The organism is Streptomyces sp. NPDC107559, from assembly GCF_055657365.1.
Map to the genome: position 1 here is coordinate 1 of NZ_JBVKBD010000018.1, position 23,317 is coordinate 23,317.

General features: G+C 72.1%; 34 protein-coding genes and 1 pseudogene. All 35 read right to left on the reverse strand.

The genetic code is table 11. From position 1 onward, the window contains the following. Nucleotides 1–477: pseudogene (locus ACZ7OY_RS35440) on the reverse strand (hypothetical protein); the annotation flags it as partial. Nucleotides 478–522: 45 nt separating this feature from the next. Next, nucleotides 523–768, reverse strand: coding sequence for a hypothetical protein (locus ACZ7OY_RS35445; RefSeq protein WP_472249660.1), 246 nt, complete (start codon nt 766–768; stop codon nt 523–525). An 8-nt stretch (nt 769–776) separates the two neighbouring features. Next, nucleotides 777–1,097, reverse strand: a complete 321-nt coding sequence (locus ACZ7OY_RS35450; protein WP_472249661.1) for a hypothetical protein — start codon at nt 1,095–1,097, stop codon at nt 777–779. After that, on the reverse strand, nt 1,097–1,447 hold the full coding sequence (locus tag ACZ7OY_RS35455; protein ID WP_472249662.1) for a hypothetical protein: 351 nt from the start codon (nt 1,445–1,447) through the stop codon (nt 1,097–1,099). The genes ACZ7OY_RS35450 and ACZ7OY_RS35455 overlap by 1 nt, the downstream gene beginning before the upstream one ends. Next, a complete protein-coding gene (locus ACZ7OY_RS35460) occupies nt 1,444–1,644 on the reverse strand; it encodes a hypothetical protein (protein ID WP_472249663.1) in 201 nt (66 codons plus the stop codon). Before ACZ7OY_RS35460 ends, ACZ7OY_RS35455 begins: the two co-directional genes overlap by 4 nt. 121 nt (nt 1,645–1,765) lie before the next feature. Next, a complete protein-coding gene (locus tag ACZ7OY_RS35465; RefSeq protein WP_472249664.1) occupies nt 1,766–2,053 on the reverse strand; it encodes a hypothetical protein in 288 nt (95 codons plus the stop codon). 2 nt (nt 2,054–2,055) lie between these two features. Beyond that, on the reverse strand, nt 2,056–2,280 hold the full coding sequence (locus ACZ7OY_RS35470; RefSeq protein WP_472249665.1) for a hypothetical protein: 225 nt from the start codon (nt 2,278–2,280) through the stop codon (nt 2,056–2,058). Nucleotides 2,281–2,282: 2 nt separating this feature from the next. Continuing rightward, on the reverse strand, nt 2,283–2,717 hold the full coding sequence (locus ACZ7OY_RS35475; protein ID WP_472249666.1) for a hypothetical protein: 435 nt from the start codon (nt 2,715–2,717) through the stop codon (nt 2,283–2,285). A gap of 2 nt (nt 2,718–2,719) precedes the next feature. Then, nucleotides 2,720–3,217: a hypothetical protein gene (locus tag ACZ7OY_RS35480; RefSeq protein ID WP_472249667.1), complete on the reverse strand. Its 498-nt coding sequence runs from the start codon at nt 3,215–3,217 to the stop codon at nt 2,720–2,722. A gap of 1 nt (nt 3,218) precedes the next feature. Next, nucleotides 3,219–3,419 (reverse strand): hypothetical protein, encoded by a 201-nt coding sequence (locus tag ACZ7OY_RS35485; protein ID WP_472249668.1) that lies wholly within the window; start codon nt 3,417–3,419, stop codon nt 3,219–3,221. 2 nt (nt 3,420–3,421) lie between these two features. Continuing rightward, on the reverse strand, nt 3,422–4,213 hold the full coding sequence (locus ACZ7OY_RS35490; RefSeq protein ID WP_472249669.1) for a DUF7239 family protein: 792 nt from the start codon (nt 4,211–4,213) through the stop codon (nt 3,422–3,424). Between the two features lie 2 nt (nt 4,214–4,215). Beyond that, nucleotides 4,216–4,869: a hypothetical protein gene (locus ACZ7OY_RS35495; RefSeq protein WP_472249670.1), complete on the reverse strand. Its 654-nt coding sequence runs from the start codon at nt 4,867–4,869 to the stop codon at nt 4,216–4,218. 111 nt (nt 4,870–4,980) lie between these two features. Next, a complete protein-coding gene (locus tag ACZ7OY_RS35500) occupies nt 4,981–5,184 on the reverse strand; it encodes a hypothetical protein (RefSeq protein ID WP_472249671.1) in 204 nt (67 codons plus the stop codon). 2 nt (nt 5,185–5,186) lie between these two features. Continuing rightward, nucleotides 5,187–5,807, reverse strand: coding sequence for a hypothetical protein (locus ACZ7OY_RS35505; protein ID WP_472249672.1), 621 nt, complete (start codon nt 5,805–5,807; stop codon nt 5,187–5,189). 88 nt (nt 5,808–5,895) lie between these two features. Beyond that, complete coding sequence (locus ACZ7OY_RS35510; RefSeq protein ID WP_472249673.1) at nt 5,896–6,510, reverse strand: hypothetical protein; 615 nt, start codon at nt 6,508–6,510, stop codon at nt 5,896–5,898. A gap of 3 nt (nt 6,511–6,513) precedes the next feature. Then, nucleotides 6,514–6,912 carry a hypothetical protein gene (locus ACZ7OY_RS35515; protein WP_472249674.1) on the reverse strand — a complete coding sequence of 133 codons (399 nt, stop codon included), beginning with the start codon at nt 6,910–6,912 and terminating at the stop codon, nt 6,514–6,516. 2 nt (nt 6,913–6,914) lie between these two features. Further along, the gene (locus ACZ7OY_RS35520; protein ID WP_472249675.1) at nt 6,915–7,220 is read right to left on the reverse strand and encodes a hypothetical protein; all 306 of its coding nucleotides are present in this window, start codon (nt 7,218–7,220) and stop codon (nt 6,915–6,917) included. 76 nt (nt 7,221–7,296) lie between these two features. Further along, nucleotides 7,297–7,659, reverse strand: coding sequence for a hypothetical protein (locus ACZ7OY_RS35525; RefSeq protein ID WP_472249676.1), 363 nt, complete (start codon nt 7,657–7,659; stop codon nt 7,297–7,299). Nucleotides 7,660–7,686: 27 nt separating this feature from the next. After that, nucleotides 7,687–8,073: a hypothetical protein gene (locus tag ACZ7OY_RS35530; RefSeq protein ID WP_472249677.1), complete on the reverse strand. Its 387-nt coding sequence runs from the start codon at nt 8,071–8,073 to the stop codon at nt 7,687–7,689. A gap of 98 nt (nt 8,074–8,171) precedes the next feature. Next, nucleotides 8,172–8,438 (reverse strand): hypothetical protein, encoded by a 267-nt coding sequence (locus ACZ7OY_RS35535; protein ID WP_472249678.1) that lies wholly within the window; start codon nt 8,436–8,438, stop codon nt 8,172–8,174. Between the two features lie 92 nt (nt 8,439–8,530). After that, nucleotides 8,531–8,875, reverse strand: a complete 345-nt coding sequence (locus ACZ7OY_RS35540) for a hypothetical protein (RefSeq protein ID WP_472249679.1) — start codon at nt 8,873–8,875, stop codon at nt 8,531–8,533. An 89-nt stretch (nt 8,876–8,964) separates the two neighbouring features. Further along, the gene (locus tag ACZ7OY_RS35545; protein ID WP_472249680.1) at nt 8,965–9,324 is read right to left on the reverse strand and encodes a hypothetical protein; all 360 of its coding nucleotides are present in this window, start codon (nt 9,322–9,324) and stop codon (nt 8,965–8,967) included. A 206-nt stretch (nt 9,325–9,530) separates the two neighbouring features. Next, nucleotides 9,531–10,682, reverse strand: a complete 1,152-nt coding sequence (locus tag ACZ7OY_RS35550) for a hypothetical protein (protein WP_472249681.1) — start codon at nt 10,680–10,682, stop codon at nt 9,531–9,533. Between the two features lie 128 nt (nt 10,683–10,810). Beyond that, nucleotides 10,811–12,121 carry a hypothetical protein gene (locus tag ACZ7OY_RS35555; RefSeq protein ID WP_472249682.1) on the reverse strand — a complete coding sequence of 437 codons (1,311 nt, stop codon included), beginning with the start codon at nt 12,119–12,121 and terminating at the stop codon, nt 10,811–10,813. A gap of 153 nt (nt 12,122–12,274) precedes the next feature. Beyond that, nucleotides 12,275–13,642 carry a hypothetical protein gene (locus tag ACZ7OY_RS35560; protein ID WP_472249683.1) on the reverse strand — a complete coding sequence of 456 codons (1,368 nt, stop codon included), beginning with the start codon at nt 13,640–13,642 and terminating at the stop codon, nt 12,275–12,277. Nucleotides 13,643–14,008: 366 nt separating this feature from the next. Then, nucleotides 14,009–15,043, reverse strand: a complete 1,035-nt coding sequence (locus ACZ7OY_RS35565) for a hypothetical protein (protein ID WP_472249684.1) — start codon at nt 15,041–15,043, stop codon at nt 14,009–14,011. Between the two features lie 117 nt (nt 15,044–15,160). After that, complete coding sequence (locus ACZ7OY_RS35570; protein WP_472249685.1) at nt 15,161–15,619, reverse strand: hypothetical protein; 459 nt, start codon at nt 15,617–15,619, stop codon at nt 15,161–15,163. 98 nt (nt 15,620–15,717) lie between these two features. Then, the gene (locus tag ACZ7OY_RS35575) at nt 15,718–16,857 is read right to left on the reverse strand and encodes a hypothetical protein (protein ID WP_472249686.1); all 1,140 of its coding nucleotides are present in this window, start codon (nt 16,855–16,857) and stop codon (nt 15,718–15,720) included. Between the two features lie 150 nt (nt 16,858–17,007). Next, nucleotides 17,008–18,324: a hypothetical protein gene (locus ACZ7OY_RS35580; protein WP_472249687.1), complete on the reverse strand. Its 1,317-nt coding sequence runs from the start codon at nt 18,322–18,324 to the stop codon at nt 17,008–17,010. A 226-nt stretch (nt 18,325–18,550) separates the two neighbouring features. Beyond that, complete coding sequence (locus ACZ7OY_RS35585; protein WP_472249688.1) at nt 18,551–19,111, reverse strand: hypothetical protein; 561 nt, start codon at nt 19,109–19,111, stop codon at nt 18,551–18,553. A gap of 34 nt (nt 19,112–19,145) precedes the next feature. After that, nucleotides 19,146–19,871 (reverse strand): hypothetical protein, encoded by a 726-nt coding sequence (locus ACZ7OY_RS35590; protein WP_472249689.1) that lies wholly within the window; start codon nt 19,869–19,871, stop codon nt 19,146–19,148. 106 nt (nt 19,872–19,977) lie between these two features. Then, the gene (locus tag ACZ7OY_RS35595) at nt 19,978–20,244 is read right to left on the reverse strand and encodes a hypothetical protein (RefSeq protein WP_472249690.1); all 267 of its coding nucleotides are present in this window, start codon (nt 20,242–20,244) and stop codon (nt 19,978–19,980) included. Between the two features lie 105 nt (nt 20,245–20,349). Further along, nucleotides 20,350–20,790 (reverse strand): hypothetical protein, encoded by a 441-nt coding sequence (locus tag ACZ7OY_RS35600; protein ID WP_472249691.1) that lies wholly within the window; start codon nt 20,788–20,790, stop codon nt 20,350–20,352. Between the two features lie 158 nt (nt 20,791–20,948). Beyond that, on the reverse strand, nt 20,949–21,617 hold the full coding sequence (locus ACZ7OY_RS35605) for a hypothetical protein (protein ID WP_472249692.1): 669 nt from the start codon (nt 21,615–21,617) through the stop codon (nt 20,949–20,951). A gap of 118 nt (nt 21,618–21,735) precedes the next feature. After that, entirely contained in the window at nt 21,736–23,283 is a 1,548-nt protein-coding gene (locus ACZ7OY_RS35610; RefSeq protein ID WP_472249693.1) for a hypothetical protein, read from the reverse strand. Nucleotides 23,284–23,317: the final 34 nt, after the last annotated feature.

Below are 23,317 nucleotides of genomic sequence, written 5' to 3' on the forward strand. Positions count from 1 at the left end.
GTCGGCCAGGTTGTCCAGCACGAGGCGCAGACTGTCGAGCGCGCCCGAGAGGGCCTCGGCGTCGGACGGCGGCTCGGCGACGGGCGCCGGGCCCGAGCGGCGCGCGCGGACGACGTAGCTCCGGGCGGTGGCCGCTCCGTCGCGGCTGGAGATCTCGAAGCCGGACTTCTTCAGGGCCAGGAAGTCCCTGTCGCCCGGCTGCCGGAAGTCGCCGACGAGGAGGACCAGGGCGAACTCGTCCTCGTCCCAGGAGCCGTGCACGCTGTAGAAGCGGCTGTCCTCGACGGCCTGGGTCAGCTGCGCGGGGACCAGGTTGCCCTGTCCGTCGGCGCGAGCCGGATTGACGGGCGTGATGCCCAACTGGGTCAGCCTGTCGTTGATGAGGCGGGCCATCTCGGCAGCGCCCTTGTCACGAACGGCCAGCCCCTGGGCGTACTCGTGCTCGGCGAGCTGGAGCCACGTGTCGCTGATCTTCATGGTGATCCCCCTGGGATACGTGGGTTGACGGTGGCGGAAGGTGGTCTACGGGGCGAGCCAGGAGTCGCCCTGGCTCATCACCTTGTGCTGCGCCCGGCGGGCGTCCTCGCGGGCCTGCTCCAGTGCGGTGGAGTCCCGGCAGTCCGGCAGGACGGTGACGAAGGTGGTCCGGGCGGGCACCTGCGGGTTCTCGGAGCCGGTGCCGAACTCGGCGGCGCAGGTGATGGTGCCGAAGACGAGTACAGCCATGACACCGGCGGTGATGACCTTGCGGCGGGCTTTGGCGTCCATATCACCCATCAGAACGGCGGCGGGCAGTGGTCGGGCACGGGCGCGTGGTCGATGTCGCACCACGGGTGGTGACCGGCCCGGCCGGTCGGCATGACCTTCAGCGGCTCCGGCTTGGCGACCGGCGGCAGGGGCTCGAACTTGTCGAGGCAGACGCCGGGCTCCTCGTACCGCTCGTCCATGTACGGGTCGTAGGCGTCGCTGCCCCAGTCCCGCTCGACCGGCATGGTGGACGGCGGGAGCTGGCCGGTGCGCTCCAGGAACGCGAACTCGTCGGAGAAGCACTCGGGCGCGCCCATCTCGGCGGCATCGGCCATGGTGATCAGATACATCACTGCTGTCCCTCCCGGACGAGCTGACGGTTGACCTGTTCGACGAGCGAGTCGGCGGCGATGTGCGCGAGATGCCAGATGACGGGGTCCCAGGTGCGGGAGCACTCCTCGGCGTAGATGGCCAGCGGCTGCAGGAGCTCCACCGGCCACTCCGTGCGGATCGCGTTCCCGAGGGCCGGGCGGCCGCCGACGTTTTCGAGCTGAAGGACCAGCGCGTCCGGCGCGACCGGAAGGTCGGAGGCGCCGTGCGCGGTCAGGAAGATGCGGGGGATGAGCAGCTCGGCGAAGGCATCGCGGTAGGAGTCGCGCGTGGCGGCGACCCAGTCGCGGTGGCCGTCGTCGGGGCTCACCGTTCGGCCTTGGGCATCGCCCAGGCGCGGCCGACCATGGCGAGGACGGCGGTGAGGACCGCGTACAGCACGGTCAGGTTGTCGCGCAGGGCGCGGCCCTGCGGGGTGAAGCCGAAGCGGTAGTGCAGCCACATCCAGACGGCGGGCGTCAGGGCGGACGGCAGTATGGGCAGGTATGCCAGGATCGTGCGACGCATGGAGTTGTTCTCCTCGTGGCGGGTCGAGGGGGGTGTTGGTGGTGGTGTGTCGCGGGTGCCCAGCTGGCGGGCGAGAGCACCTTGCAACGTGCTCCACACTAGAGCATCAGATGTTGCGCGTCTACCCCTGCGGCTCCTTCAGCAGTTCAGTGATGAGCTGGGCCGTCCGCAGACGGCCGTGGCGGTTCTGGCACAGGAAGCAGTCCCTCAGGTGCTCGGCCTCCCGCCGCCGCGCCTTGGTCAGACAGGAGACGCGGCCGGGCAGCGGGCGGCAGACGTAGAACTTGACGCCCGGGTCGTACAGGCCTTCCAGGATCGGGTGCTTCATGTCCTCGGCGACCTCCTCCAGCGGCGCCTCGCAGCCGTCGCAGGTGATCACCTCGCCGGACCCGGTCAGGGCGACGGGCACGGTCAGCCCTCCTGTTCCAGGTCCATGACCGTCTTCAGGACCTCCGGCCAGCGGGTGCTGGACTCCAGCAGGTTGGTCATCACCAGGGCGACGGCGAAGCGGCACGCCGTACGGTCCGTGTGACCGGCGCGCACTGCGAACGCCACCGCCTTGATCATCATCTCGTTGAGGATCAAGTGCCTCATGTCGTCGAGGCCGGTGAGCGTCAGACGCTCGGGCTCCATCATGGTCAGTTCTCCTTGTCGGCGAGGGCGGCGAACATCAGCGCCTCCTCGGTGCGGGTGAGAGTCTTACGGGAGGCCGGATCCTTCAGCTTGGCCAGCGCGCGCTTCAGCGCGGCATCCTGGTCGGCGTCGAAGATCAGGCTGATGGCGGGGTTGTTCATCGCGAGTCCGACGATCTTGAGGAGCAGCCGGGTTTCGACGGTGTCGAAGTCGGGGCGCACCCGGTCGAGGGTGAGGTTCATCGACCGCTCCCCGCCGCCAAGGCACTTCGCACCGGTGCCGTGCCCCTGACGGTCGGTCCAGTTGTGCGGGCTCACGGTGTTGTCGACCCGCAGAGCCAGCTCACGGCCGCACCCCGGCTCCGCGCACCGGCCGCGCGGCTTCAGTCCCCGGTTCGTCTGCTCGATCCAGGACGGGATGAGTTCCTCGTAGCGGCTCACGGTCAGGCCTCCTTCGGTTCGAGGGCGGCCAGCAGCGCCCGGAAGTTCGACTCGTCCCAGCCGACGCAGCGCAGCGCGTTGAAGTACCAGCCGGAGAGGTCCCCGAATGCGGAGCGGTGCGGGTAGCCGTTGTAGTCCTCCATCAGCCACGAGGCGATTTCAGCGGCGGCACTCCAGGAGGAACCGGCCTCTTCCCCGTCCGCCTCGGACGCCCACTCGGCGATGGTGAGGAGTCGGTTGACGGCGCGAGCGGCCAGCACCCTGCTGGAGCACCACGGCACGCGCCGCAGGAGGCGGTGGTAGTCGCGATTCCTGTTCTCGGCGAGCCCGATGTCGACCAGGGACTTGATCATCAGGCGGACCTGGCCCCGCAGGGCCCGGTCGCCGGTCGGCAGGCGGTCGAGGTAGCCGTCCTCCGACTGGCGCTCCAGGCTGTCGAGGCCGGAGTACCGGTCGGCGATGGCTTCGTTGACGAGGGCGCGGTACAGCCTGTCGTCCATGTCAGTCTTCCCTGTAGGTGCCGTCGTGGTGGCCGTCGTCGTAGCCGTTGCTCCAGCCGGAGCTGCGGTACGCCTCGGCCATCTTGTCGACGAGCGCTCGGGCATCGGGCTCGGAGAGGGGCTTCCCGGCCCGCAGAGCGTCGATGACGTCCTTGCGGGCCTGGACGGCGGCGTTGGTGGTGCGGGGCTTCCCGGCACCCATGGTCACTTCTCCAGTTCGATGATGATGCCGTTGGACATGCGCGGCCGGACGACCAGGCCCGTGCTGCCGTGGACGTGCAGGGCGCCGTCACGCATGGCGCACTCGATCGCGTAGTCCGGGCGGGCCGAGTCGGGCAGGAAGGAGACTTCGGCGCGGCGGGGCAGCCGGTGGTCCGGCCTCTCGTAGTGGCGGATGAGAGTGTCGGTCTCGTCGATGTCGCCGCGCAGGTTGGCGCTGGCCGTCCGCTCGTCGGCGAGGCGCCGCCGCATCAGGTCGAACTTGGCCTGCACCCACTTGGGCAGGGCATCCTCGCGCTCCTCATGCTCCTCGTCGGACTTCAGGCGGCTGTCGGTCATGGGCTGGTTCTCCTCGGGGATCAGGTCGGTCAGGTGAGGGGCGTTGACGACGTCGAGCTGCAGGTTGCTGTCCCTGGCCGCGCCGTACAGGAAGTCGCGGTAGCGGCCGAGGTCCGGGCGGTCCAGGGCGCGCAGCTTCTGGACGGCGTCCGCGCCGGTGGCGGCCCGCAGGCCGAGGTCGCCGGGCTTGCCGGGCGCCTGCACCCAGCAGACCAGCAGGCCCTCGGGGAAGGTCGTGTCGCGGTCGTTGAGGTAGTCGGCGACGCGGAACTTGCGTGCGGAGACGGCCTGGTGGGGCTGCACGCTGCGCCCGACCGTCGGCATGATCCAGCGGGTGCCGCTGAGCACGCGGACGGGGATCTTCTCGCGGGTGATGACGGACGCGTGCAGCGTCGTCGAGTACACCTCGTAGATACCGTCGATCTGGGGCTTGGCCATGGTCAGCCCTCCTTACCGAACGCGGCGCGCAGGACGGTCTTGAAGGCTTCGATGTCCTTGTGGGCGATGGTGAGCATGGGGATGACGCCCTCGCGGCGGCTCCTCGGGAGGCCCTTGATGCTGGAGTTCGGCAGTCGCCTGGTCAGCTCGTCGAGCAGCTCCAGCAGCTCCGGGTCGCGGCGCTGGACCTCGGCGCGGTCTGCCGCCTCCTCGGCCTCCCGCTTCGCCTCCTCCTTGGAGCCGATGGCCTCGGCCTCGGCCTTGTAGATGCGGGCGAGTTCGTCACGCTGCGCCGGGGTGATGAGGAACGACAGAGCCAGAGCGGGCGGGCGGCCGTACGGCTTGGAGCCGCTGGTCCAGTAGCTGCCGCCGCTGCCGTCGGCGTACACGGTCAGGTCGAGCGTGGGCCAGTCGACGGAGCCGGGGATGGCGTGCATGATCGTCCAGTCCTGGCGCGGCTTGATCTCGACGAGCAGCCCGGCCTCGACAGCGGCCTGCAGGTACTTGCGGGCGGTGGCCGGGGTGACGTTCATGACGGAAGCCACCTGCGCCTGCACGGCGGCGAAGACCGGGAGGGTGAGGGGCTTGGTGGCCAGCTCGGCGGTGATGCGGGCGGCGCTGGCGGCGCGCTGCTCGGGGGTGGCGGTGGTTGCCATGGGTGTCGTTCTCCTGGTGCTCGATGGTGGTGGGAGCGTAGAGGCCGGGTATGACACCCGGCCCCGCATTGCCCTCACTCTATCGGAACACATGTTGCGTGTCTACCCGGGTCAGTCCTCGACCTCGTACTCGGTCTCGGCGCGGAGAGTGAAGCCGAAGTTCGGCTCGTCGTGGTCGACGAGCCACAGTCGGACGTTGACGACAGAAGAGCCCGGCTTGTAGCGGGGGGCGGCCATGATTTGGACGCGGCGGCCGTCCGCGAGCGTGATGACGTCGCCGCGCGCCAGGGACCGGGCCTGGACCTTCTCGGGCATGGTCAGTCTCCGATGTCGGTGTACTTGTGCCAGCCACACTGCGAGCAGTCGACGTTCCAGCCGTAGCTGGTGGGGCGGGTGGTGAGGCCGGGGCGCAGGCACTCGGGGCAGGCCCTCCTGGCGGTCGGGCCGTCGTGCACGCCGTGGTTCTGGCTGCCGTCGGCGTGCCGCAGGTCGGGGAACCGGCCGTCGCTGGGGAACGGGTTGCACGGGTCGTCGTCAACGGCGCTGCGATTGATCCAGCGGAACATGCCCCGGGCGAGCTGCCTGCCGCAGTCGCTGCAGTCGCCCGCGTCCTCGCGCAGCAGCGACACCTGCTCCTCACCAGCCCGCGTCCACAGCTCGCGCGGGGTGACGAGGTCGACGGCGCGGTCGGCACGGGGCAGCAGGACGGCGGCGGCCTCATCGCGGCCACGGCGGGGCTGCTCGGCCAGGGCTCCGGTGGGGTCGATCCAGTAGAAGCGCCGCTCCCGCCCGTACCCGGGCACGGCGAACGTGAGGCCGATGAACACCCCCATGTGCTCGTGGGTCTTCGGGTCGAGAGCCCTGGGGTGCTTGTCGGCGATGATGCGCCGCAGTGCGATGGCGGCGTCCTCGTGCACGGGAGTGTCGGTGTCGGGCATGTGGCGGTCCGTCCTATCCGATGGCAACGGCCCCACCCTAGGGCACCAAGTGATGCCATGGAGTGGGGCCGTGAGAATTCGTCAGGAATCAGCGCTGGAAGGCGGGGCACGGGCACGCGCCGCCCGCGATGCACCCGTGCGACGCGGTGCCGGTGTGCCAGTTCATCGCATGCCCGCAGCCCGGCCGGGCGCACGGCGTGCCCAGCGACACGGCGGCGATACGCATGCGCTCACACGCCTGTTCCTCCGCGATCGTCAGGTGGGGGAGTTCGCAGATCGTCTTCGGGAGAGGGATCCCGCACACGCCGCAGTGCACCCACGTGTTCCCGTCGGCATCCCGGGCGGGCCGGTCGTTCTCGTCCAGCGCGGTCACCCGCACGTGCTCGTGCTCGGGGAAGGGGATGGAGCGCGCCGGGGCGGGCGGGGCGTCCAGCACGGCCGCGCGGGCGGCGTCCATCGCGGCCTCCAGGCCGGTGTCCCAGCCGGAGCGGTAGTGCTGCGACCCGGCGGGCGGCGGCGACTTGAGGGCGAAGACGGCGCGCACGGCACGGTCGGCGGCGGCCTGGAGGGCCTCGGCCAACTCGGCGTCGGCGACGGCCATGTACACGCGCAGCGTGGTGCGGTCCACGGGGCGCCCGGCCGCGTGGGCGGCCTGCTCCCAGCGGTCCATGCGGGCGGCCTGCGGGTCGGTCTCGGTGGCCATGGGTCAGTCCTCCTGGGTGGTGTCGTCCGTGTGGCCCAGCGACGACCGGCACACGCCGTCGTCGTCCAGGGGGAGGTTGCAGGTGCCCCATCCGGCGGGGCGCTGGCAGCGCGCGATGCGGGTGTCGCCGAGGGGGCGCAGCAGGCGGGCGAGTTCGCGGGCGGCCTCCAGGGCCTTCTCCCACAGCTCCCCGCTGTAGTTCTGCGCCTCGGTGTCCCAGGACCGCTGGTGGGCGTGGCGGGCGCTGGCGAAGGCCCGCTGTGCCTCGCCGATGTCCTCGCCGTGGCGGTCGAAGGCCATGGTGGCCTCGTCGAGCATGGACAGTCCGCCGGTGTTGTGCGGGTGGCGGGCCATGCGCTCCAGCAGGTCGGCCAGCGCGGCGGCCGTGCAGTCCTTGAACATGGTCAGTCCTTCCCGGCTGCGTGCTGGTGGGCCCAGCGGCACGAGCCGTCGTCTTCGAGGAGGATCCCGCAGGGCGCGCCGGTGTCGGCGAGCGGTGCGGCGCAGCGAGGGGGAGCCGGGCGGGGCGCGGCCGGGATGACGGCGGAGCGGGCGGTGATCCGGTGGACGGACAGGCGTCCCCGGACGGTGCCGATGGGGACGCCGAACAGGTCGGCCAGCTCCTGAGCGGTGTTGCGGCGGGCGAGGGCGGCGAGGGTGCCGGGGCGCAGGGCCTGCCATGCCTGGCGGCCGTCGGGCGGGGTGCTCACGGGGTGCTCCTGGGTGCTGTGGCGGGTCAGCGGGGGCCGTGCCGGGCGCTGGCGGGCGCTGGCGCGGCTATGGGGGTCAGTCGGTCCAGTCGTCCCAGCGGGGCCGGGCGAGGGTGATCAGGAAGGTCCACAGGGCGCCGTCGGCGCGGACCAGGCCGACGTTACCGGCGTGCTCGTTGGCGCGCAGGAACTCGCACACGGTCATGCTGGCGTGGTTGCTGTCGTCGGCCGTCCTGGCGATGGGGCGCGGCGCCTCGGTGGGCTGCGGCGGCCACTGGAGGGCGCGCAGGACCTCGGCGCGCTCCCAGACGCCGGAGCGCTTGGGGGTGCTCGCCTGGGCGCGCACTTCGATCAGGTCGGCGGAGGCGGGCACCAGGGCGCGCAGGGTGTCGACGGCGGGCGTGGGGCGGGGCTGGCTGGGGCTGGCGTACGGGCCCATGGCGGGCGCTCCTCGGGGTCGGTCGGGTCAGTGGTCGGCGAGCCAGGCGACGTAGTTGGTCAAGGTCTCGCGCTCGGTGGTCTTCACCCGGGCCACGGGCACCTCGGCGCCGCAGAGCAGGCAGGTGACGCGCTCGCCGACGGTGTACGGGCCGGGGTCGGGGATGTCCTCGGCGGGGGTGTCCCAGCCGTGCGGGGCGTACTCGCGGCCGACGGTGCGCCCGCTGTTGGCGCAGGCGGCGCCGTGCTCGTGCGGGGCGTCGGCATTGAGGGCGGCGGCGGCACGGTCGGCGGCGCTCTCGTCGGTGTAGGTGGTGATCACCAGGGCGCTGCGGCCGTGGACGCGGACGAGGTCCCAGCCGGGCTTGTCGCGGTCGGTGTTGGGCTCGGTGTGGTAGGCGGGCAGCGGGCTCATGCGGGGTGCTCCTGGGCTTGCTGGCGGGCTGTCAGGGTCGGTGGGCGCTGCGCCCCGTCCGGGTCGGGATCGGGGCGCAGCGGGCGGCTGGCGGGCTGTCAGTCGGTGTGGCCGACGTCGTTGCGGCGCTCCTGGGTGGTGGCGGCGCCGTCGATGAGGCGCTGGGCCCAGGTGAGTGCCTCCTCGGGGTCCATGTTGATCTTGACCAGGCGGCCCTCGTCGGGGCCGTCGTCGAGGATGCGGACGGTTGCGGTGGTCCACACCCGCGTGCCGGTGAGGGCGTTGCCGTTGGGGCCGTCGTAGACGGACTCGGTGGTGCGGCGGACGGCGACGATCTGTCCGGTGCGGCTCTGCTTGGCGCTCATGGGCGGTGCTCCTGGGTGGCTGTGTGGCGGGCGGTGGCGGGCGGGGAGCGCCCCGGGGCCGAGGTGGCCGTGCGGGGCGCTCCCGGGGGCTGTCAGGGGCGGCGGGTCATGCTGCGGCCGTACTCGGTCCATCCGCCGTCGGGGGTGGTGGGGTTGCCGTGCTGGTCGTGCTCGGAGTCGCGGCCGTCGGCGGCGGCAGCGGCCCGGGGGTGCGCAGCGCGGGCGGCGGTGATCGCGTCGGCCAGGGCGGCGCCGCCGGTGTGGGCGGTCCAGTCGGGTTCGGGGGCGCAGCCGAGGGGGGCGAGGCTGGCGTCAGCGGCGACGGCGGCGACGTAGGCGACGGCGGCGGTCTCGGTGGGGTGGACGCGGGAGTAGACGCGGCCGGTGGCGGTGGCGGTGAAGGTGACGCGGTAGCCGCGTTCGGGGGCGGTGGGCATGGCGGGCTCCTGGTGGCTGTCTGCGGGGCTGCGGGCGGTCGGGTGGGGCTGGGGAGCGCCCCGGGCGGGCGGGGCGCTCCTGGGGGCGCTCAGGCGCCGTCGCGCCACTCGTGCACGACGAGGTGACGGACGGGGCGGCCGGTGAGGCCGAGGAACGCGGCGGCGGCGTGGGCGGCCTGGGCGGGGCTGAGCCGGTCGAAGTGGTGGGCGTCGTCGGCGTAGTCGTTCATGCCGTCGAGGGTGGAGCGGCGCATGCCGCCGGTGATCAGCCACTGGTCGACGCGGCCGGTGGCGTCCATGGCGGCGGTGTCGGCGGGGGTGAGGCCGACGAGGGTCATCAGGCCGGTGAGGCGCTGGCCGTCGCGTTCGGTCCAGCGGATCTCCACGGTGACGGGCGCGCCCTGGTCGGCGGTGGCGGGCGTGGCGGGGGCTCCGTGGGTGACGGTCATGGTGGGCGCTCCTGGGTGGTGGGTGATCAGTTGGCGCGCGGTCTGCTCCGCAGCCTCGGCGCTCCGCCGCTACGCGGCGGTGGTGGTGCTGTGGCGCTCCGCGCCACGGTGGCCGGTGCAGCGCTCCGCGCTGGCTCCTGGGGGCCTGCGGGGGCGGCTGTGGCCGTGGGGCGCTCCCGGGTGGTGGGAGCGCCCCGGGGGGCTGCTCAGGCGGCGGGGTCGGTGACGGCGGGGGTGGTGGTGGTGTGGCCGAGCCGGGTGGCGGCGGCGGTGGTGACGGCGGCGAGGGTGCCGCGCTCCTTGAACGTGCCGTCGATGCTGGAGACGCGGTAGCGGTGGGCGCCGTCCTCGTCGCGGTTGGCGGCGCGGATGATCATGAACTCGCGGTCGTCCAGGTCGGCGGGTCCCTCGAAGGTGAGGACTCCGGCGCGCTGGCCGTGGTTCTCGGTGTGCCAGGTGATCGCGGCGGCGGGGGTGGTCTCGTGGGAGTCGGCCCAGATGAAGCCGACGCGGCCGGGGACGCGGATGCCGACGCGGTGGGTGCGGGTCCCCTGGCGGGCGTGGGCCATGGTCGCGGCGCGGAGCGGTCCGGCGGTCTCCACGGTGCCGGTGAACTCCTGGCCGCGCTGGGTGACGGTCACGGTGGTGCCGACGGGCACCACGATGTCGGCGGCGGGGCCCTCGGTGGGCTCCTGGGGGCCCTCGGCGGGCTGCTGCTGCGCCTGGGGCCCCTCGGGGGCGGTGGGGGCCTCCACGGGCTCCTGGGGCCCCTGCTGGGCGATGAGGGTGCGCAGCTCGGTGCGGGCGGCGGTGAGGCGCTTCAGGGTCTCTCGGGCGGCCCTGATCTCGCGCTCGTCGCGCTCGTCGGCGTTGGCGTCGAGGCAGTAGTCGGCGTACTCGGCGAACAGGGCGAGGACGGCGGGGTCGGCGGTGGTGATCGTCATGGTGTAGCCGTTGCGGCCGTAGTTGCGGCGGGCGGCGTCCTGCCAGACGGCGTGGGCGGCGGCGCACTGGGGGTCGCTGTTGTCCTGGCCGATGGCGACGCCGGTGCCTTCGAACCAGTCGCAGAATCCGCCGGGGAGCGCCACGGTGACGGCGGTGGGGGTGGTGGGGGTGGCGGTGGTGGCGGTGGTCATGGCGGGGGCCTCCGGGGCGGTGGTGGCGGTGGTGGTGGCGGGGTTGCGCTCGATGATCCCGGCGATCACGTCGTCGGCTTCGAGCTGTCCGGCGCCGTAGTAGGCCCAGGACAGGAAGTCACGGGTGGCGGTGTCGGCGGCGCCGTAGACGGTGCCCACGATCTCTTCCATGGTCATCTCGCCGGTGTAGTACTTGGCGGTGATGAAGTCTCGGATGATCATGTTCAGGCTCCTTATCAACGGCGGGAGCCTCACGCTACAGCAACAGGTGTCGCGCGTCTACCGGGTCGGGTGAGAAAGCACCGGGGGGAGGCCATGGCGGCGGCCTCCCCCCGGTGCCCTGCTGCGCCCTACTCGGCCACGCTCACCCGGGCGCCCCGCACGGTCGTCTGACGGGTCCCGCTGTACTCCTTGCGCTTCGAGACGGTCCCGGTGATCGTGACGCCCTCCTGGCCCTCCTGGAGCGCCTTGGCCGCCTTGCTGCCGGAGTAGGCCGTCAGCTCGATCCCCTCGTCCGCCCCCGTGCCCTCCAGGACGATCATGCGGCGCGACGCGGCCCACTGGGTGTAGCCGTTGACGATCATGGTGCGCTTCACGCGCCCCGTCACGGTCACCTCGGAGTCCACCGGCCCGGCGTACCGGCTCGTCGCCTGAGCGGCCGTGACGCGCTCCATCACCTTGCGCAGCAGCGCCGTACCGCGCGGGTCGAGGGGCTCGAACTGCTGGCGAAGGTCCTGGATGAGGTGCGCGGCGCGGCCGCCGTAGCTGTTGAAGATCTCGTGCACCTCGGTGCGGGTGAAGGTGGCCCACCAGCGGCCCGCGTGGAACCCCTCGTCGTACTGGCCGGAGAACTCCAGGCGCTCCCCCGTGAACACGAGGCGCTCCGCCTCCTCCTGGGTGTCGGCGAGCGCCTGGCGGTGCTCGTCGTACTCCTCGGTGGCGTCCGGGGTGAGGCCCAGCGCCCAGGCGAGCAGATCGGCGTGCCGGGCGTTCCAGCGCTCCCAGGCGGCGGCGCGCTCAGCGGTGATCTTGGCGGCGCGCTTCTCGGCCGCGATGCGCTCGCGGTCCTTCTTCATGGCCCAGCGGTACACGACCATGTCGCGCTGCTCCTGGGTGCCGGTGAAGACGTCGGGGCGCAGCCCCGTGCGGTTGCAGCCGAAGCACACGCCTTCGTACACGTGCCGGTTCCACGACAGCTCGCCCTCACCGCCGCAGCGCCCGCACACCTCCACCCAGGTGCTGCCCATGTCGGCGAACTCACGGGAGGAGCCGTAGGCCATGACGGTGTAGCCGGGCACGGTGCGGGCGGCGTCGCCGGTGCCCAGCGTGACCGTGTCCTGGCGCGCCTCGGCGAGCGCGGGCAGTCCGGGGACGGTGGGGTGCTCCTGGGCCGCCTGCGGGGCGCTGGCGGGCTCCTGGGCGGGCTGCTGCTGCTCGCCGTCGAGCTGGGCGATGTAGGCGCGGCCACGGTCGTTGATGACCAGCCAGGAGTGGGTGGCGCCCGGCTCGGGCACGACGTCGGCCATGTCGCGGCGGAGGATGCCGTCCTGGGTGCGGTCGTTGTGGTCGAACAGCGTCATGATCCCGCGCTTGTCGGCGGCGCCCCGGCGCAGCAGCTCGATCATCACGGGGGTCGGCTTGCGGGTGATCAGGTCGCTCATGGTGTGCTCCTCAGGGTGTCTCATCCAGGCGGGGTGCCCACGGTAGCGCGACACGTGTCGCGTGTCTACGTGACAACGAAATCCGCACCCACCGGGGGCCGCCGCAACGAAAACTCACGGTCGGCCCACCGGCAGGAGCAACGGATATCGCAGCTACGCCCCCGCGCCCCGCACCGGCGACAGCTCCAGCCGCGCCCCGTTCGCCCGCGTCAGCACCAGGCGCAGCCCCATGTCCGGCTTCGACAGCTCACCCCCGTCGGCCAGCTCCTCCGCCAGGTACGCCCGCGCCATCTCGGTCGGCATCGTGTCCGACACCCCCCGCGCGCCCGTCCCCTTGACCAGCACGGTGCGCCGGTAGCGGCCAGCGCCCCCGTCCATGGCGCCCATGAGCACCAGCAGAGCCGAGTCCCGGCGCTCCACCCACTCCGGGTCGGCCTCGGTGCCCTGGAGCGCCTCCACGGCCCCCTGGACGCCCTCGGGGCCCTGCTGCGCCTCCACGGCCGCCGACGGGGCCGCCGGGCGCTCTTGGGTTCCCTGGGGGTTCTCCTGGGGGTACAGCTCCAGCCACGCCCCCGTGTCGCGCACCATGCGCACCGAGCCCTCCCCGTTGTGCATGATCATCGTCTCGCCGTCCGCCCACCGGCTCACCGTGTGCATGGCCTGGAACGGCGTGCCCTGGCGCTCCGCCATGGCCGTGCCGTCCGCGCGCTGGCCGGTGATCCGGTAGGCGTGGGCCAGATCGTCCACCACGGCCACCGCGATGCTGTGCGCCCACTCCTCCTCGCACAGCCCCTCGCCGACCGCGTACAGCATCCAGCCGTCCGCGTCGGCCTCCCAGCTGTCCACGATCGTTCCCGGGGCCGGAGCAGCCGGGAGCGGCTCGCGCTTGTCGGCGAGCGCCAGCGCCTGGCCGAACTCCGCCCGCACGTTGTAGCCGATCGTGCCGCGCCACTCGACCATGTCCGCCTCGCTCACCGGCTCAGCGTCCATGGCGAAGTCGTCGTCCGTCACGTTGCGGAACACCAGGCCCTTGCGGCCCTCCACCCGGATACCGACCCGCGCCGTCCGCGTGCCGTACCGGGCGTCCCAGTTGCTCGTGGGCCGGTCGGTGCCCACCCACGCGATGACACCCTCGACAGCCGCGCCCTTGACCGTGGCGCGCGCCGTGTACCCCTTGCGCGGCGTAGCGGCGTGCTTGGCCTGCGCCTCGGCGAAACGCTGCTCGGTGAGGTACGCGACGGCCAGCTCGATCACGTCGCGGGTCGCGTCGATGTCGGCGCCGTTGTGGTACGTCCACCCCCGGGTGGAGCCGTACTCCACCGTCCGCACCTGCTGCGCCTCGGCGTCCCACACGACCGCGTAGAAGTCCGAGTCCGACGGGCCGTTGACCTCACCGATGCGCAGCACCGCACCCGCGAACGTCTCGACGTGCGCGGCCTCCCGGTGCGCCTCGAAGTCGCCCGTGTGGTTGTTCGGGTTGTAACCGGCGGCGTGGGGGTTCGTGCAGTGAATGACGCTCATGGCTGCTGCTCCTCGGTGCTCTCTACGTTGGCGGGGTCCCCACGGTAGCGCGACACGTGTCGCGTGTCTACCCGTTGCTGCTGCCTCAGTGGCGCGGAGCGCCACAGCGTCATGCGCCGCGTAGCGGTGCAGCCCCCCGGGCCGCGTAGCGGACCCGCAACGAGCCTGCGGAGCAGGCCGCGCGCAAGAGGTTGAACCCCCGCCACGCTGCGCCCCAGCGCCCACCGCTGCGCCCAGCGCTGGCCCGGCCCGGGTCCGTCCCCCTCGAAGGGGTGTCCGACTCACCCCATATGCGCACACACCCACACAGAGCGGCAGGGGCGCGCTCTTCCGTCTGCCCCTGCCGCTCACGCTCCCTGCCCCTTGCTAGGCCCTCACGCTGAGCACGTAGCGCTGCGCCTGTTCCAGGCTGGTGCACTCAGCCTTGACGGGCTGGTAGTAACGCTCGTCGCCGTCCGCCGGTTCGATCGGGCGCACCTGGAGGGTGAACACCCGCACCCCCTTGCCCTCTCCGTCGGCGTGCTCCACGACGCTCCAGCGCTTGCCTGCGCCCTGGGCGATCCACTCGTCCCCGTAGCGCCCCCACTGCATCGCGCGCTTCTCCTGGATCTCCGCGAGCGCCTTGCCGAGCGCCTTGCCCCCCGGCTGGTACTGCGACCAGTCCGGCACCGGGGTGATGCTGAGCGGCGCCGTGTTGTCGTACGAGCGCGCCGAGCCCACCGCGTTCACCGCGTCCAGCGGGTGCCGGTAGTCCTGGCTGTACTCAGCGCCCGTGTCCAGGTCCATCCACCGCACGGTGTACGCGGGGCGCTGCTGCTGCGCCTCGGCGAACCGGTCGCCCGCCGCGCTCGCGTGCTCCTGCTCGGTCATGTGCTCCTGCTCCTCCTGCTCCTGGCCGGTCTGGCGGGCGGCGAAGTCCGCCGACACCGCCGACGCGCTGCTGTCCTGCTCCTGGGCGCGCTGCGCCGCAGCCTCGTCGAACGCGTCCTGTGCATGCGGGGTGTCGAGCACCTCGGCCCCGTTCGCACCCTCGGCGTGCCAGCGCGTCTCAGCGCCCTGGCCCGTGGCGTACACGCGCACCTCGGTCCCCTCGTAGCGCCAGATGCGGCCGTGGCTGCCGTTGTCGCTCATGCCGTGCGTGTCGACTCCGGCCTGGGGGCCGTCGAGCTCTGCGAGGTACGCGCGGCCCGCCTCGGTGATCCCTGCGGCCCAGGTGGTGCCCTTGCCCTGCTCGTACGTGCCACCCAGGCCCCACGTCGTCACCTTGGCCATGCCCAGGCGCTCCAGCGTGCGCAGCGTCGGCAGGCGGAACCCCTGGGACTGGCTGATGCGGCCGTCCGCGCTGGCGTCCATGGCGCGCAGCGCGCTGACTCCGGTGGTGGTGGGCTTCGTTGCGCTCATGTGCTGCTCTCCTCGTGCCTTCTGTCTGGCGGGACCGCTCACGCTACAGCAACACATGTCGCGTGTCTACCGGGTCGGGCCGCCCCGTTGAAGCCGGGGCGGCCCGTGGTGGTGCTGTCAGGCGTGCTGCTCGGCGAGCAGCGCCCGCCCCTCGTCCACCCTCACGCCCTCGGCGACCTTGACGCCCTCGGCGTTGTACACGTCCCACCTCTGGTGCATGGTCCCGGGGTGCGCGTCCATGTAGCCGCCCGCGATGATCAGGCGGTCGTCATGGTGCGCGTAGGTCATCGAGGAGGAGACACCCAGGGGCTTCATGGCCACAAGCGCGATCGCCGTGGTGGCGCTGTAGTCCTTGCTGCCCTGGTGAACCTTGCGCGTGCCGTTCTCGTGCCAGGTGTACATGAGCGTCGCGCCGCCGTCGGCGTGCGCCTTGACGCCCTCGATCTCGACGAACCCCCCGAGGATGCTGTGGGGGGCCTGGTCGTCGCTCCAGATGCGGAGGCAGTAGCGGGCGCCCGTGGTCAGCGTGCCGTCTGCCAGCGCGGCGCGGACGGTGGTCTCGGTGATGTGCGGCATGGTGTGCTCTCCTCATGGCTGTGCGGGTCTGTGGTGGTCCTGCGGTGGGCGCCCGGCCCATGTGGTCGGCCGGGCGCCGTACGGTGCTCCTGGGGCGCTCAGGCGCGGTGGTAGGCGCACTGGGCGATGTACTCGCCCCGGAAGAACTCACCGCCACCGGCGGACGCCCCCGGGCGCAGACCGTGAGCGCGGGCGTAGGCACCCTGGGACCGCTCGATGCTGGAGATCTCCGTGTCGGGGCCCTTGACGTACACCGCCACGATGTTGTGCCCGCGCTCCTCCGTGCGCACCAGGTACTTGCCGTGCTTCTCGGCGCGCGCCCACTCAGCGGCCAGCGCGCGGGCGCGGGCGTCCTCCAGGCGCTTGGACTCCTCGGCGCGCTCCGCGTTCGTGATGCGGTCGTGCTCGGCCCGCGCGGCGGCGGCGGCCTCGGGGTCGTCGGCCCGCTCGAAGATCATCGCGGCGCTCGCGATGTTCGCGACCCGGTTGTACGCGGCCGACTCGTCGGCGGTGTGCTTGTGCCCCTGCGCGCCCTCGGCGCAGTAGATCGCCTGGGCCCGGCGGAACGCCAGCCCCAGCACCACGGAAGGCGCCTTGCCCTCCACCGTGGCGCGGTCCTCGGGGTGCATGTCCTCCAGGGCGCGCACGGCGTCCTCGGCGACGTCGGCGCGGGTGAGCCCCCGGAACTCGCGCGGCTCCTGCTGCTGCTCCATCGTGTTCTCCTCCTGGGCGGCCGTGGCCGCGTCCTCCGCCTCGAACCGGCGCGCAGCCTTCAGCAGCGCCTCGGTGCGGTTGTACTGGTTGAGCGCGTTGTTCGCCGCCTCGGCGCCGTTGTTGGCCATGGCGCGGCGCATCACGCGTCGGATGCGGGCGAACTCCCCCTTCAGCACGACCGACGCGGGCGCCTGCTCGGCCTCCCGGCGGCGCTCGCCGTAGCCGAGCCAGGCGAGCGCCTGGCGCTTGCCCTCCTCGACGTCGGCGCGGGTGATCTCCACCGCGTCCAGCTCGGCGAGGTACTCGCGGCCCTGGCGGATGATCACGCAGTACGTGGTGAGCGATCCGTGCAGGCCCAGCTTGGCGCCCTCAACCCAGTCGGCCATCCCCCGGCCCACGAGTCCCTCGTGGGTGCGCTTGTCTGCGCTGGGGTCGATGATGCCGCGCGGGTCTACCGCGCCGTAGCGCAGCGCCTTGACCTGGACGTCGGTGGGCTTGCGGGTGATCTCGACAATGCGCGTCATGGGGTGTGCTCCTCAGGTGGTGGTGTCCGGCGGGACGTGGCCCACTCTACAGCGACACGTGTCGCGCGTGTCAAGCCGGATGCGCTGACCAGTTCAGGACGCGCCAGCAGGGGCGCGGGATGATCTCCCGGCCCCTGCTGGCCGCAGCGCCTAGGCCTGCCTGTTCTTCAGGCTGAGCGCCTGGGTGTTCACCGGCAGGTCATCCGTGCTGCCGTCGGCGAACTCCACCCGCACCACGCAGTGCGCCCCGTTGCGCTCGTTCACCTTGCGCACGCACTTCCACGAGCTGTCAGCCTGCTTCAGCCACCAGCCGGGCCGGATGTTCTCCACAGGGCGGAAGCGGGCTTCCTCGACGTCCTGGTCGACCGGCAGGGCGCTGATGTCCTGCGGGGCGCACCCGGCGGTGAACACCTCGTTCCCCTGGACGTCAACGACCATGGGCACGTCGCCGCCGTCGGCGGGCAGGCCGTCCAGGTCGATGGAGACCACAAGCCGCCCGTCCTTGCGGTACGTGTACACCTGGGCGCCGCCGATCTCCACGCACGGCCGGGTGTTCTCGTCGGCGGGGTCCTGCGGCATGAACCGGGCCGTCAGGTTCGCCCGGGTCTCCTCGTCGGCGCCCTTGAGAGCCTGCTCGTCCCCGTAGCCGTCCCACGGGGCCGGGAGGCACTCGATGCCGCCGTTCGTCAGGATCGCGTCCATGGCCTTCCACGCGCGGACGAACACGGTGTCGGGCATGCCGACCACCTGGAAGCGCAGGACGTCCAGGAGCTCATCCGTGCCCATCTCGTCGAGCGGGTTCGCGCCGTCGTCCTCGGGCGCGGCGGGCGTCTCGGCGATCAGGGACAGCAGCGCGTCACGGTGCGGCTCGTCGGGCGCCGCGTCGCACGTCGGGCACGGCAGCGGCACCAGGAGGTACGTCGCGGTGCCGGGGGTGATCAGGCCCACCCCGCCGTCATGCCGACTCACCAGCCAGTCATCCCGCAGCCCCTTGACGACCAGGGCGAGCGCCTCGGCGCGGTCGATGATGATCACGGCCGAGTCCTCCTCGGCGCGCCACTGGCGCTCGAACCGATCGCCCTCCCCGAGCAGCTCGGCCGCCTCGGCGTTGTAGGCGGCCGTGACAGCCTCGGCCTGCGAGCAGCGCGACGGGATGCCCGCCATGGACGGGCGGGCGGGCGCCTGCTCCTCGACCACGGGCAGCGTGTCGGCCTCCGGACGGCGGACCTCCCAGACGTGCGGAGCGACGGCGATCTCACCACGGGCGCGGATCGGGTGGACGTTCTCGGCGTCCACCCCGGCGTGCTCGGCCAGCGCGCGGCGCAGTACGTCCGTGTCGTACATGCCGTGCTCCTGGGGGACCTCGACCTTGACGGCGACGGTACGGCCGGTGCGGGCCGTCCAGGTGGCAACGGTCTGGTCGGGGCTGAACTTCTCGGTGATGGTGTAGCGGGCGACGTCGGGCATGGTTGCGCTCCTCGGGTGGTGTCCGGCGGGACTGGCCTCACTCTATCGCGACGCGTGTCGCGCGTGTCAACCCCTGAAATGCCAGCAGGCAGGAACCGGGCGCACTGCCCTGGTCCTGCCTGCTGAACTCCCGCCGTCGGCTCTCGTCTAGGCGGCCCCTCTCCTGTCGTGGTCGGCGCCTACCGGCGCGGCGGGCGCTTCGGGCGCCTGGGGCGCTTCGGGTGGCTCATCCGGTCACCTCCTCGGCCGCGCTGGCCAGCTTCCACGTGTATCGGCTGCTGAAGTTGGTCGGGTACGTGATCCCGCCGTACTCACCGCCGGTGTCGATCACGAGGTGCCCGTCACCGTCGGCGGGCGATTCGATGACCACGCCCTTACGGGTCGGCGGCTGGCGGGTCGCCCACAGCGCCCGGTCAGCGTCCGTCTGCGGGCGGTCCTGCACGATGATCGTTGCGCCGACGGTAGGCCACTCGCGCCCCTCTCCGTGAGCGCGGCGCAAGCGCTGTTCCCAGGTCTCCCCGCGCTCCTCCAGGACGTCACGGGGCGCGCTCCACGTCGTGGCCGGGGGCACGCAGTTGTGGCGGTTGCCGCTCCCCAGCATGGCCGGGCAGTCGGGCTGATGCGCGGACCCGACCGGCCGGAATCCCATAGCCTGAACAAACTTGATCTTGTCGGCGGCGGGGAGGGTCCTGGCCTGCTCGATCAGCTCGGCCATGTTGACGGGCGAGATCGGCCCGGCCGGGCCGATCAGCTCCCGAACGGCCCTCAGCGTCTCCTCGGGGTCCATGTGATCCTCTCGGGTGTGTGGTGGTGAGTGGTGGTCAGTCGGCGTCGCCGCGCCCGCCGTTGCGGCCCATCAGGTACGCGCGCTGGGGGATGAACTCCACCGGCCACGGCAGGCGCACCGGGCGGTGCTTGCGGCCGTCCTCGGGCCGGTGCGTCAGGTTGCGCGTGCGGGCGTTCCAGCGGTGGGAGTCGGGCAGGTCGTCGAGCCCCTTGCCGTCGCGGCGCTGGGTGGTCTCGATGGCGTACACGTCGCCCTGTCGGCGGACCTTGCGCCCCTCCTGCTTCGCCTGCACCACGGCGGCCGGGGTGAGCCAGGCGAGCGCCTCGCGCACCGTGGTGATGGTGCCGGGGACGCGGACGGCCCACGGGCCCGATCCGGCGTCGTCCGGCCCCCACAGGTAGCTCAGGGACGCCCGGCGGGCGGGCCCCCGGCCGTACTTCCGCCAGCCGTCGGCGTGCGCGAGGACCAGGCGCCCGGACCGGTTGGCGATCTCCAGGTACGCGGTCCCGTAGTTCCCCTCGATCTCGGTCTCTCCGCCCCGGCGGATGATCTCCGCGTACACGCGGTCGACGAGGCGGGCGTGGGCGCGCAGCTCCAGGGACGGCCGCACCGGGGCCGGGGCGTTGCGCTTGTTGCGCTCGCGGCGAATGGTCGTGATGGCCGTCATGCTGCGGCGGCCGGGCATGTCGTTGTCGGCGAGCCATCCGGCGAGCGCTCGCGGGTCGTAGATGCTGGGTCGCGGTGCCGTGGCGGTGGTCATGCGGTCCCCCTCGTGTCTGGCGGGATGATCGGGAGTGCCCCGGGCAGGCTTCGAACCTGCCTCGGGCCGGTGCGGCCGCTGGCTGCGGCCGCCGGGGCGGTGGTGATCACTTCTGGCGGCCGCCGCACCATTCGGACAGGGCGCCTTCGATCACGCTGCCGACGGTTTCGGCCCCCTCCTCGTTGAGGCTGTACCAAACCTCATCCAGCCAGTAGGAGAACGGCCGGGCCGAGTACTCCGGGAGCTCGTTCTTCTCCAGCACGTACTCGAAGATCATCTGTGCGGTGACTTCCTGCACCCCGGGCCGCTCGTCCTGCTCGACGTCGCCGGACTGCGCGAGCGCCTCGGGGTTGATCTTCTCGGTCTTGGCCATGCCTGTCCTTCGTGGTGGTGGGTGAGCGGGTGAGCGCCCCGGACCGGAGTCGAACCGGACCGAGCCGCCACGCCCCCTCGCGGGGGCGGGCCGGGGCTGGTGGTGCTAGGCCTGCGACTGGTAGCGGTTGTGGGCGCGGAAGGCGGCGCGGCGAACCTGGATGGGGAGGGAGTCGTCGTTGATCTTGGCCTTGTTGGCCTCGACCAGTTCGGGGGTGGACAGAATCGGCCGCTCGACGCACAGCAGATCCTGACGCCCGATCAGCTCGGTGGTGCCGTCGGCGTAGACCACCTCGGCCGTGCCGGGGTCGGCGTCCTTGGCCCACTCGACACTGATGATCGCCTTGAACCGGTCCAGGTAGCCGTGGGCGTCCTGGCCCCGTCCGCCCTCGGGCTTGCGGGCGCTCCCGGCCTTCGTGCGGGTGATCATGCGGGGGATGCGGTCGGCGTCGATGCCGTTCAGGCCGTCGATCCGCAGGTGTCCGGGGGCGGTGTCGCGGGCAGCGTGGACGGCCTCGTCGGCGGTGAGGTAGTCGAAGAAGCTCATGCGGATACTCCTGGGTCTAGGCGGGCGCGCCGGGCTTCCCCGGCACGTCTCCACTGTATAGCAACAAGTGTCGCGCGTCTACTGGGGCGCCCCGGCCGGGCGTCGAACCCGGCTCGGTCCGGCGCCCCGCCCTGGGTGGGCGGGGCCGGGGCCGTCTGTCAGAGCGCGTCGGCGAACTCGTCGAAGGCGTCGCCCAGGAAGGCGCGGAGTTCCTTGTTCAGGGTGACGATCCCCGCCCAGCGCTTGCGCACGTCCCGGGTGACGCTCATGTCGGCCGCCCACTCCTCCGCGCTGCCGTAGTTGACGGCGTTGGAAGCGTCCGAGATGGCGGCCTCCAGCACCTCGGCGGTGGTGGGGAGCACCAGGGCGCCGCCGTTCTGCGGAAGGCTGTCGGCGTAGCTCTGACCGAAGCCCCGGAACAGCATCGTGCGCTTGGGGGCCTGGTGGCCGGTGCCGCCGTAGAGACCGAGTTCAGCCGCCTCGATGGTCATGAGGACGTCGTACACGTCGTAGTCGCGCTCGCCGGTCGGGGAGCCGTCGAAGCTGTCCACGTAGATCGGGACGATCTTCACGCTGTGCGCGTCGATCAGGTCGGCGAGGGTGTTTTCGTCCTCGTCGTCCTCGTCGGCCTCGATCAGGGTGAGCAGCTCACGCGGGATCGGGGGGACCTGGTGGGGGTAGCTGTAGTGGTCGCCGTCAACGGCAACGAACACGTTCTCGCCGCCGTGGTCGCGGTCCACCGTGCCGAACCCGGCGGGGACGAGTTCGCCGTTGTGCTCGGTCTCGGCGATCTCGACGCGGTCACCGGCGTTGAAGAAGTTGTCCATGCTGTCCTCCATAGGCGGGAAGTCCTCCGGGGGCTTTCCCCGGCGGGCATGGCCCCACTCTATCGCGACACGTGTCGCCCGTGTCAAGCCGAGTGGAGCCACGCCGTGTTGCTGCTGGTCAGGCGGTCGTCTCGGGCTTGCGGAACACGATGCCGCCGCCCACGTCACCCCGGAACGTCCACCCGGCGGCCTCCAGCACCCCCCGGTACGTCTCCATGTGCTCCTCGTACTGCCGGGCGCCCGGCTCCATCGCGACGCCGCACACCACCCAGTGCACGACCACCTGATCAGGGCAGCCCGCCACCGGGCGCACCCACGGGCCGTACGCCTCGGTGTTCAGGGAGTCCCAGGGCAGCAGGTAGCCGCCCCCCGTGCCCCTCATGAGCGCCTGCCCCGCGTCGGCGGCGACCTGGGGCACCACCATCACGCGCAGATTCCGGCGAAAGTCCTTGCTGCCGTCCTCGCGGTAGGCGTGCACGGTGAGCACCCAGCACGCGCCGGAGTGCGCCAGGGTGACGGCCGGGCTGTTGTGGCTCTTGTGGAGCTTCTCCGGCCCGGCCTCCTCGCGGTAGGACTGGAGGCGGGCGCGGGCAGCGCGGCCGGTCATCGTCTCGACGTGGCCGTCCACCGTGGCCACCTGGTACATGGTGGCGTCGTCCAGGGCCAGGAGCGCGGCCGTCTCCTTGTGGTGACGGGTCTCCACGCGGACCATCTCCCGCGCGATCATGGGCACGGCCTCATCGTGAGGCGGGAGCCCGGTCCAGTCCTGGTGAACGGGGGCGGCCAGGCCATCGGCGTACATGCTGACCGTCGTGCGGCCGGGCGTCCGAGTGATCTCGAAGCGGTAGCCGTCCATGGTCGGCATCTCCGGCAGCGGGTTGTCCGGCCACTGGATCCGGCCGTACGCGTCCAGGGCGGCCCGCCCGGTGTTGAGCGCGTCGGCCGTCTCCTGCGCGTCCTCCTGGCGCTGGCCGACGGTCAGCCAGCGGTCCGCGTCGATGTCCAGCACGCCGTGGGTCGTCCGGCCGCTCACGCTGCGGGCCTCGAAGCGCGGCGGCGCGACCTCCCGCACACGGAGGCTGTTCCAGGTCTCGGGCTTGGTCATGGGGTTGTCCGGGCCGATGCGCTGGGAGAAGTCCTGTCCGGCGAGCACCTCGTAATCCACCGAGCCGTCATGGTAGGTCTGCCCGACGCCGACCACCACGGCGGTGCCCTTGGGCGCCTTCACACTGGTGGCCCACGCCTGCACGCCGTGCCGCACGCGGGTGCCCACGGGCAGACGCAGCGCGCCGACCTCCACGGCCGCCTCTCGGGCGATCTGGCGCCCCTCCTCCAGGGCGGCCGGGCCGTGCGCAGCCTCCATCTCGGCGGCGGAGATCGGTCCGGGCTCCACGGGAGCGGCCGGGGTCTCCTTGGTCTGGGGGATGCGGGCGATGATCGCCGTCTTCTTCCAGCGGCGCGGGGCGGCCTCCTGCTCGCCGGTCTCGTCCGACTTCAGGAAGACGCGCAGGAAGTGCGGCGACGCCTCCTCGGTCTTGGTCACCGTGGAGGTCTTGCCGCCGTTCCACATGACGCGGTCGCCCACCTCCAGGTTCTGGGCCTCGTCGGCGGGGACCATGCCGACCCCGGCGATGCGGGTCTTCCTGGTGTTCTCGGGGGTGGCCATTGCGGCCCTCCTTGTGTTCCTTGGCGGGTTGACG

Excerpts from the sequence above, each read along its gene's own strand:
- ACZ7OY_RS35445 (WP_472249660.1), bottom strand. The coding sequence starts at position 768 with ATGGACGCCAAAGCCCGCCGCAAGGTCATCACCGCCGGTGTCATGGCT.
- ACZ7OY_RS35450 (WP_472249661.1), bottom strand. The coding sequence starts at position 1,097 with ATGTATCTGATCACCATGGCCGATGCCGCCGAGATGGGCGCGCCCGAG.
- ACZ7OY_RS35460 (WP_472249663.1), bottom strand. The coding sequence starts at position 1,644 with ATGCGTCGCACGATCCTGGCATACCTGCCCATACTGCCGTCCGCCCTG.
- ACZ7OY_RS35470 (WP_472249665.1), bottom strand. The coding sequence starts at position 2,280 with ATGATGGAGCCCGAGCGTCTGACGCTCACCGGCCTCGACGACATGAGG.
- ACZ7OY_RS35480 (WP_472249667.1), bottom strand. The coding sequence starts at position 3,217 with ATGGACGACAGGCTGTACCGCGCCCTCGTCAACGAAGCCATCGCCGAC.
- ACZ7OY_RS35485 (WP_472249668.1), bottom strand. The coding sequence starts at position 3,419 with ATGGGTGCCGGGAAGCCCCGCACCACCAACGCCGCCGTCCAGGCCCGC.
- ACZ7OY_RS35490 (WP_472249669.1), bottom strand. The coding sequence starts at position 4,213 with ATGGCCAAGCCCCAGATCGACGGTATCTACGAGGTGTACTCGACGACG.
- ACZ7OY_RS35495 (WP_472249670.1), bottom strand. The coding sequence starts at position 4,869 with ATGGCAACCACCGCCACCCCCGAGCAGCGCGCCGCCAGCGCCGCCCGC.
- ACZ7OY_RS35500 (WP_472249671.1), bottom strand. The coding sequence starts at position 5,184 with ATGCCCGAGAAGGTCCAGGCCCGGTCCCTGGCGCGCGGCGACGTCATC.
- ACZ7OY_RS35505 (WP_472249672.1), bottom strand. The coding sequence starts at position 5,807 with ATGCCCGACACCGACACTCCCGTGCACGAGGACGCCGCCATCGCACTG.
- ACZ7OY_RS35510 (WP_472249673.1), bottom strand. The coding sequence starts at position 6,510 with ATGGCCACCGAGACCGACCCGCAGGCCGCCCGCATGGACCGCTGGGAG.
- ACZ7OY_RS35515 (WP_472249674.1), bottom strand. The coding sequence starts at position 6,912 with ATGTTCAAGGACTGCACGGCCGCCGCGCTGGCCGACCTGCTGGAGCGC.
- ACZ7OY_RS35525 (WP_472249676.1), bottom strand. The coding sequence starts at position 7,659 with ATGGGCCCGTACGCCAGCCCCAGCCAGCCCCGCCCCACGCCCGCCGTC.
- ACZ7OY_RS35530 (WP_472249677.1), bottom strand. The coding sequence starts at position 8,073 with ATGAGCCCGCTGCCCGCCTACCACACCGAGCCCAACACCGACCGCGAC.
- ACZ7OY_RS35535 (WP_472249678.1), bottom strand. The coding sequence starts at position 8,438 with ATGAGCGCCAAGCAGAGCCGCACCGGACAGATCGTCGCCGTCCGCCGC.
- ACZ7OY_RS35540 (WP_472249679.1), bottom strand. The coding sequence starts at position 8,875 with ATGCCCACCGCCCCCGAACGCGGCTACCGCGTCACCTTCACCGCCACC.
- ACZ7OY_RS35545 (WP_472249680.1), bottom strand. The coding sequence starts at position 9,324 with ATGACCGTCACCCACGGAGCCCCCGCCACGCCCGCCACCGCCGACCAG.
- ACZ7OY_RS35550 (WP_472249681.1), bottom strand. The coding sequence starts at position 10,682 with ATGATCATCCGAGACTTCATCACCGCCAAGTACTACACCGGCGAGATG.
- ACZ7OY_RS35555 (WP_472249682.1), bottom strand. The coding sequence starts at position 12,121 with ATGAGCGACCTGATCACCCGCAAGCCGACCCCCGTGATGATCGAGCTG.
- ACZ7OY_RS35560 (WP_472249683.1), bottom strand. The coding sequence starts at position 13,642 with ATGAGCGTCATTCACTGCACGAACCCCCACGCCGCCGGTTACAACCCG.
- ACZ7OY_RS35565 (WP_472249684.1), bottom strand. The coding sequence starts at position 15,043 with ATGAGCGCAACGAAGCCCACCACCACCGGAGTCAGCGCGCTGCGCGCC.
- ACZ7OY_RS35570 (WP_472249685.1), bottom strand. The coding sequence starts at position 15,619 with ATGCCGCACATCACCGAGACCACCGTCCGCGCCGCGCTGGCAGACGGC.
- ACZ7OY_RS35575 (WP_472249686.1), bottom strand. The coding sequence starts at position 16,857 with ATGACGCGCATTGTCGAGATCACCCGCAAGCCCACCGACGTCCAGGTC.
- ACZ7OY_RS35580 (WP_472249687.1), bottom strand. The coding sequence starts at position 18,324 with ATGCCCGACGTCGCCCGCTACACCATCACCGAGAAGTTCAGCCCCGAC.
- ACZ7OY_RS35585 (WP_472249688.1), bottom strand. The coding sequence starts at position 19,111 with ATGGACCCCGAGGAGACGCTGAGGGCCGTTCGGGAGCTGATCGGCCCG.
- ACZ7OY_RS35590 (WP_472249689.1), bottom strand. The coding sequence starts at position 19,871 with ATGACCACCGCCACGGCACCGCGACCCAGCATCTACGACCCGCGAGCG.
- ACZ7OY_RS35595 (WP_472249690.1), bottom strand. The coding sequence starts at position 20,244 with ATGGCCAAGACCGAGAAGATCAACCCCGAGGCGCTCGCGCAGTCCGGC.
- ACZ7OY_RS35600 (WP_472249691.1), bottom strand. The coding sequence starts at position 20,790 with ATGAGCTTCTTCGACTACCTCACCGCCGACGAGGCCGTCCACGCTGCC.
- ACZ7OY_RS35605 (WP_472249692.1), bottom strand. The coding sequence starts at position 21,617 with ATGGACAACTTCTTCAACGCCGGTGACCGCGTCGAGATCGCCGAGACC.
- ACZ7OY_RS35610 (WP_472249693.1), bottom strand. The coding sequence starts at position 23,283 with ATGGCCACCCCCGAGAACACCAGGAAGACCCGCATCGCCGGGGTCGGC.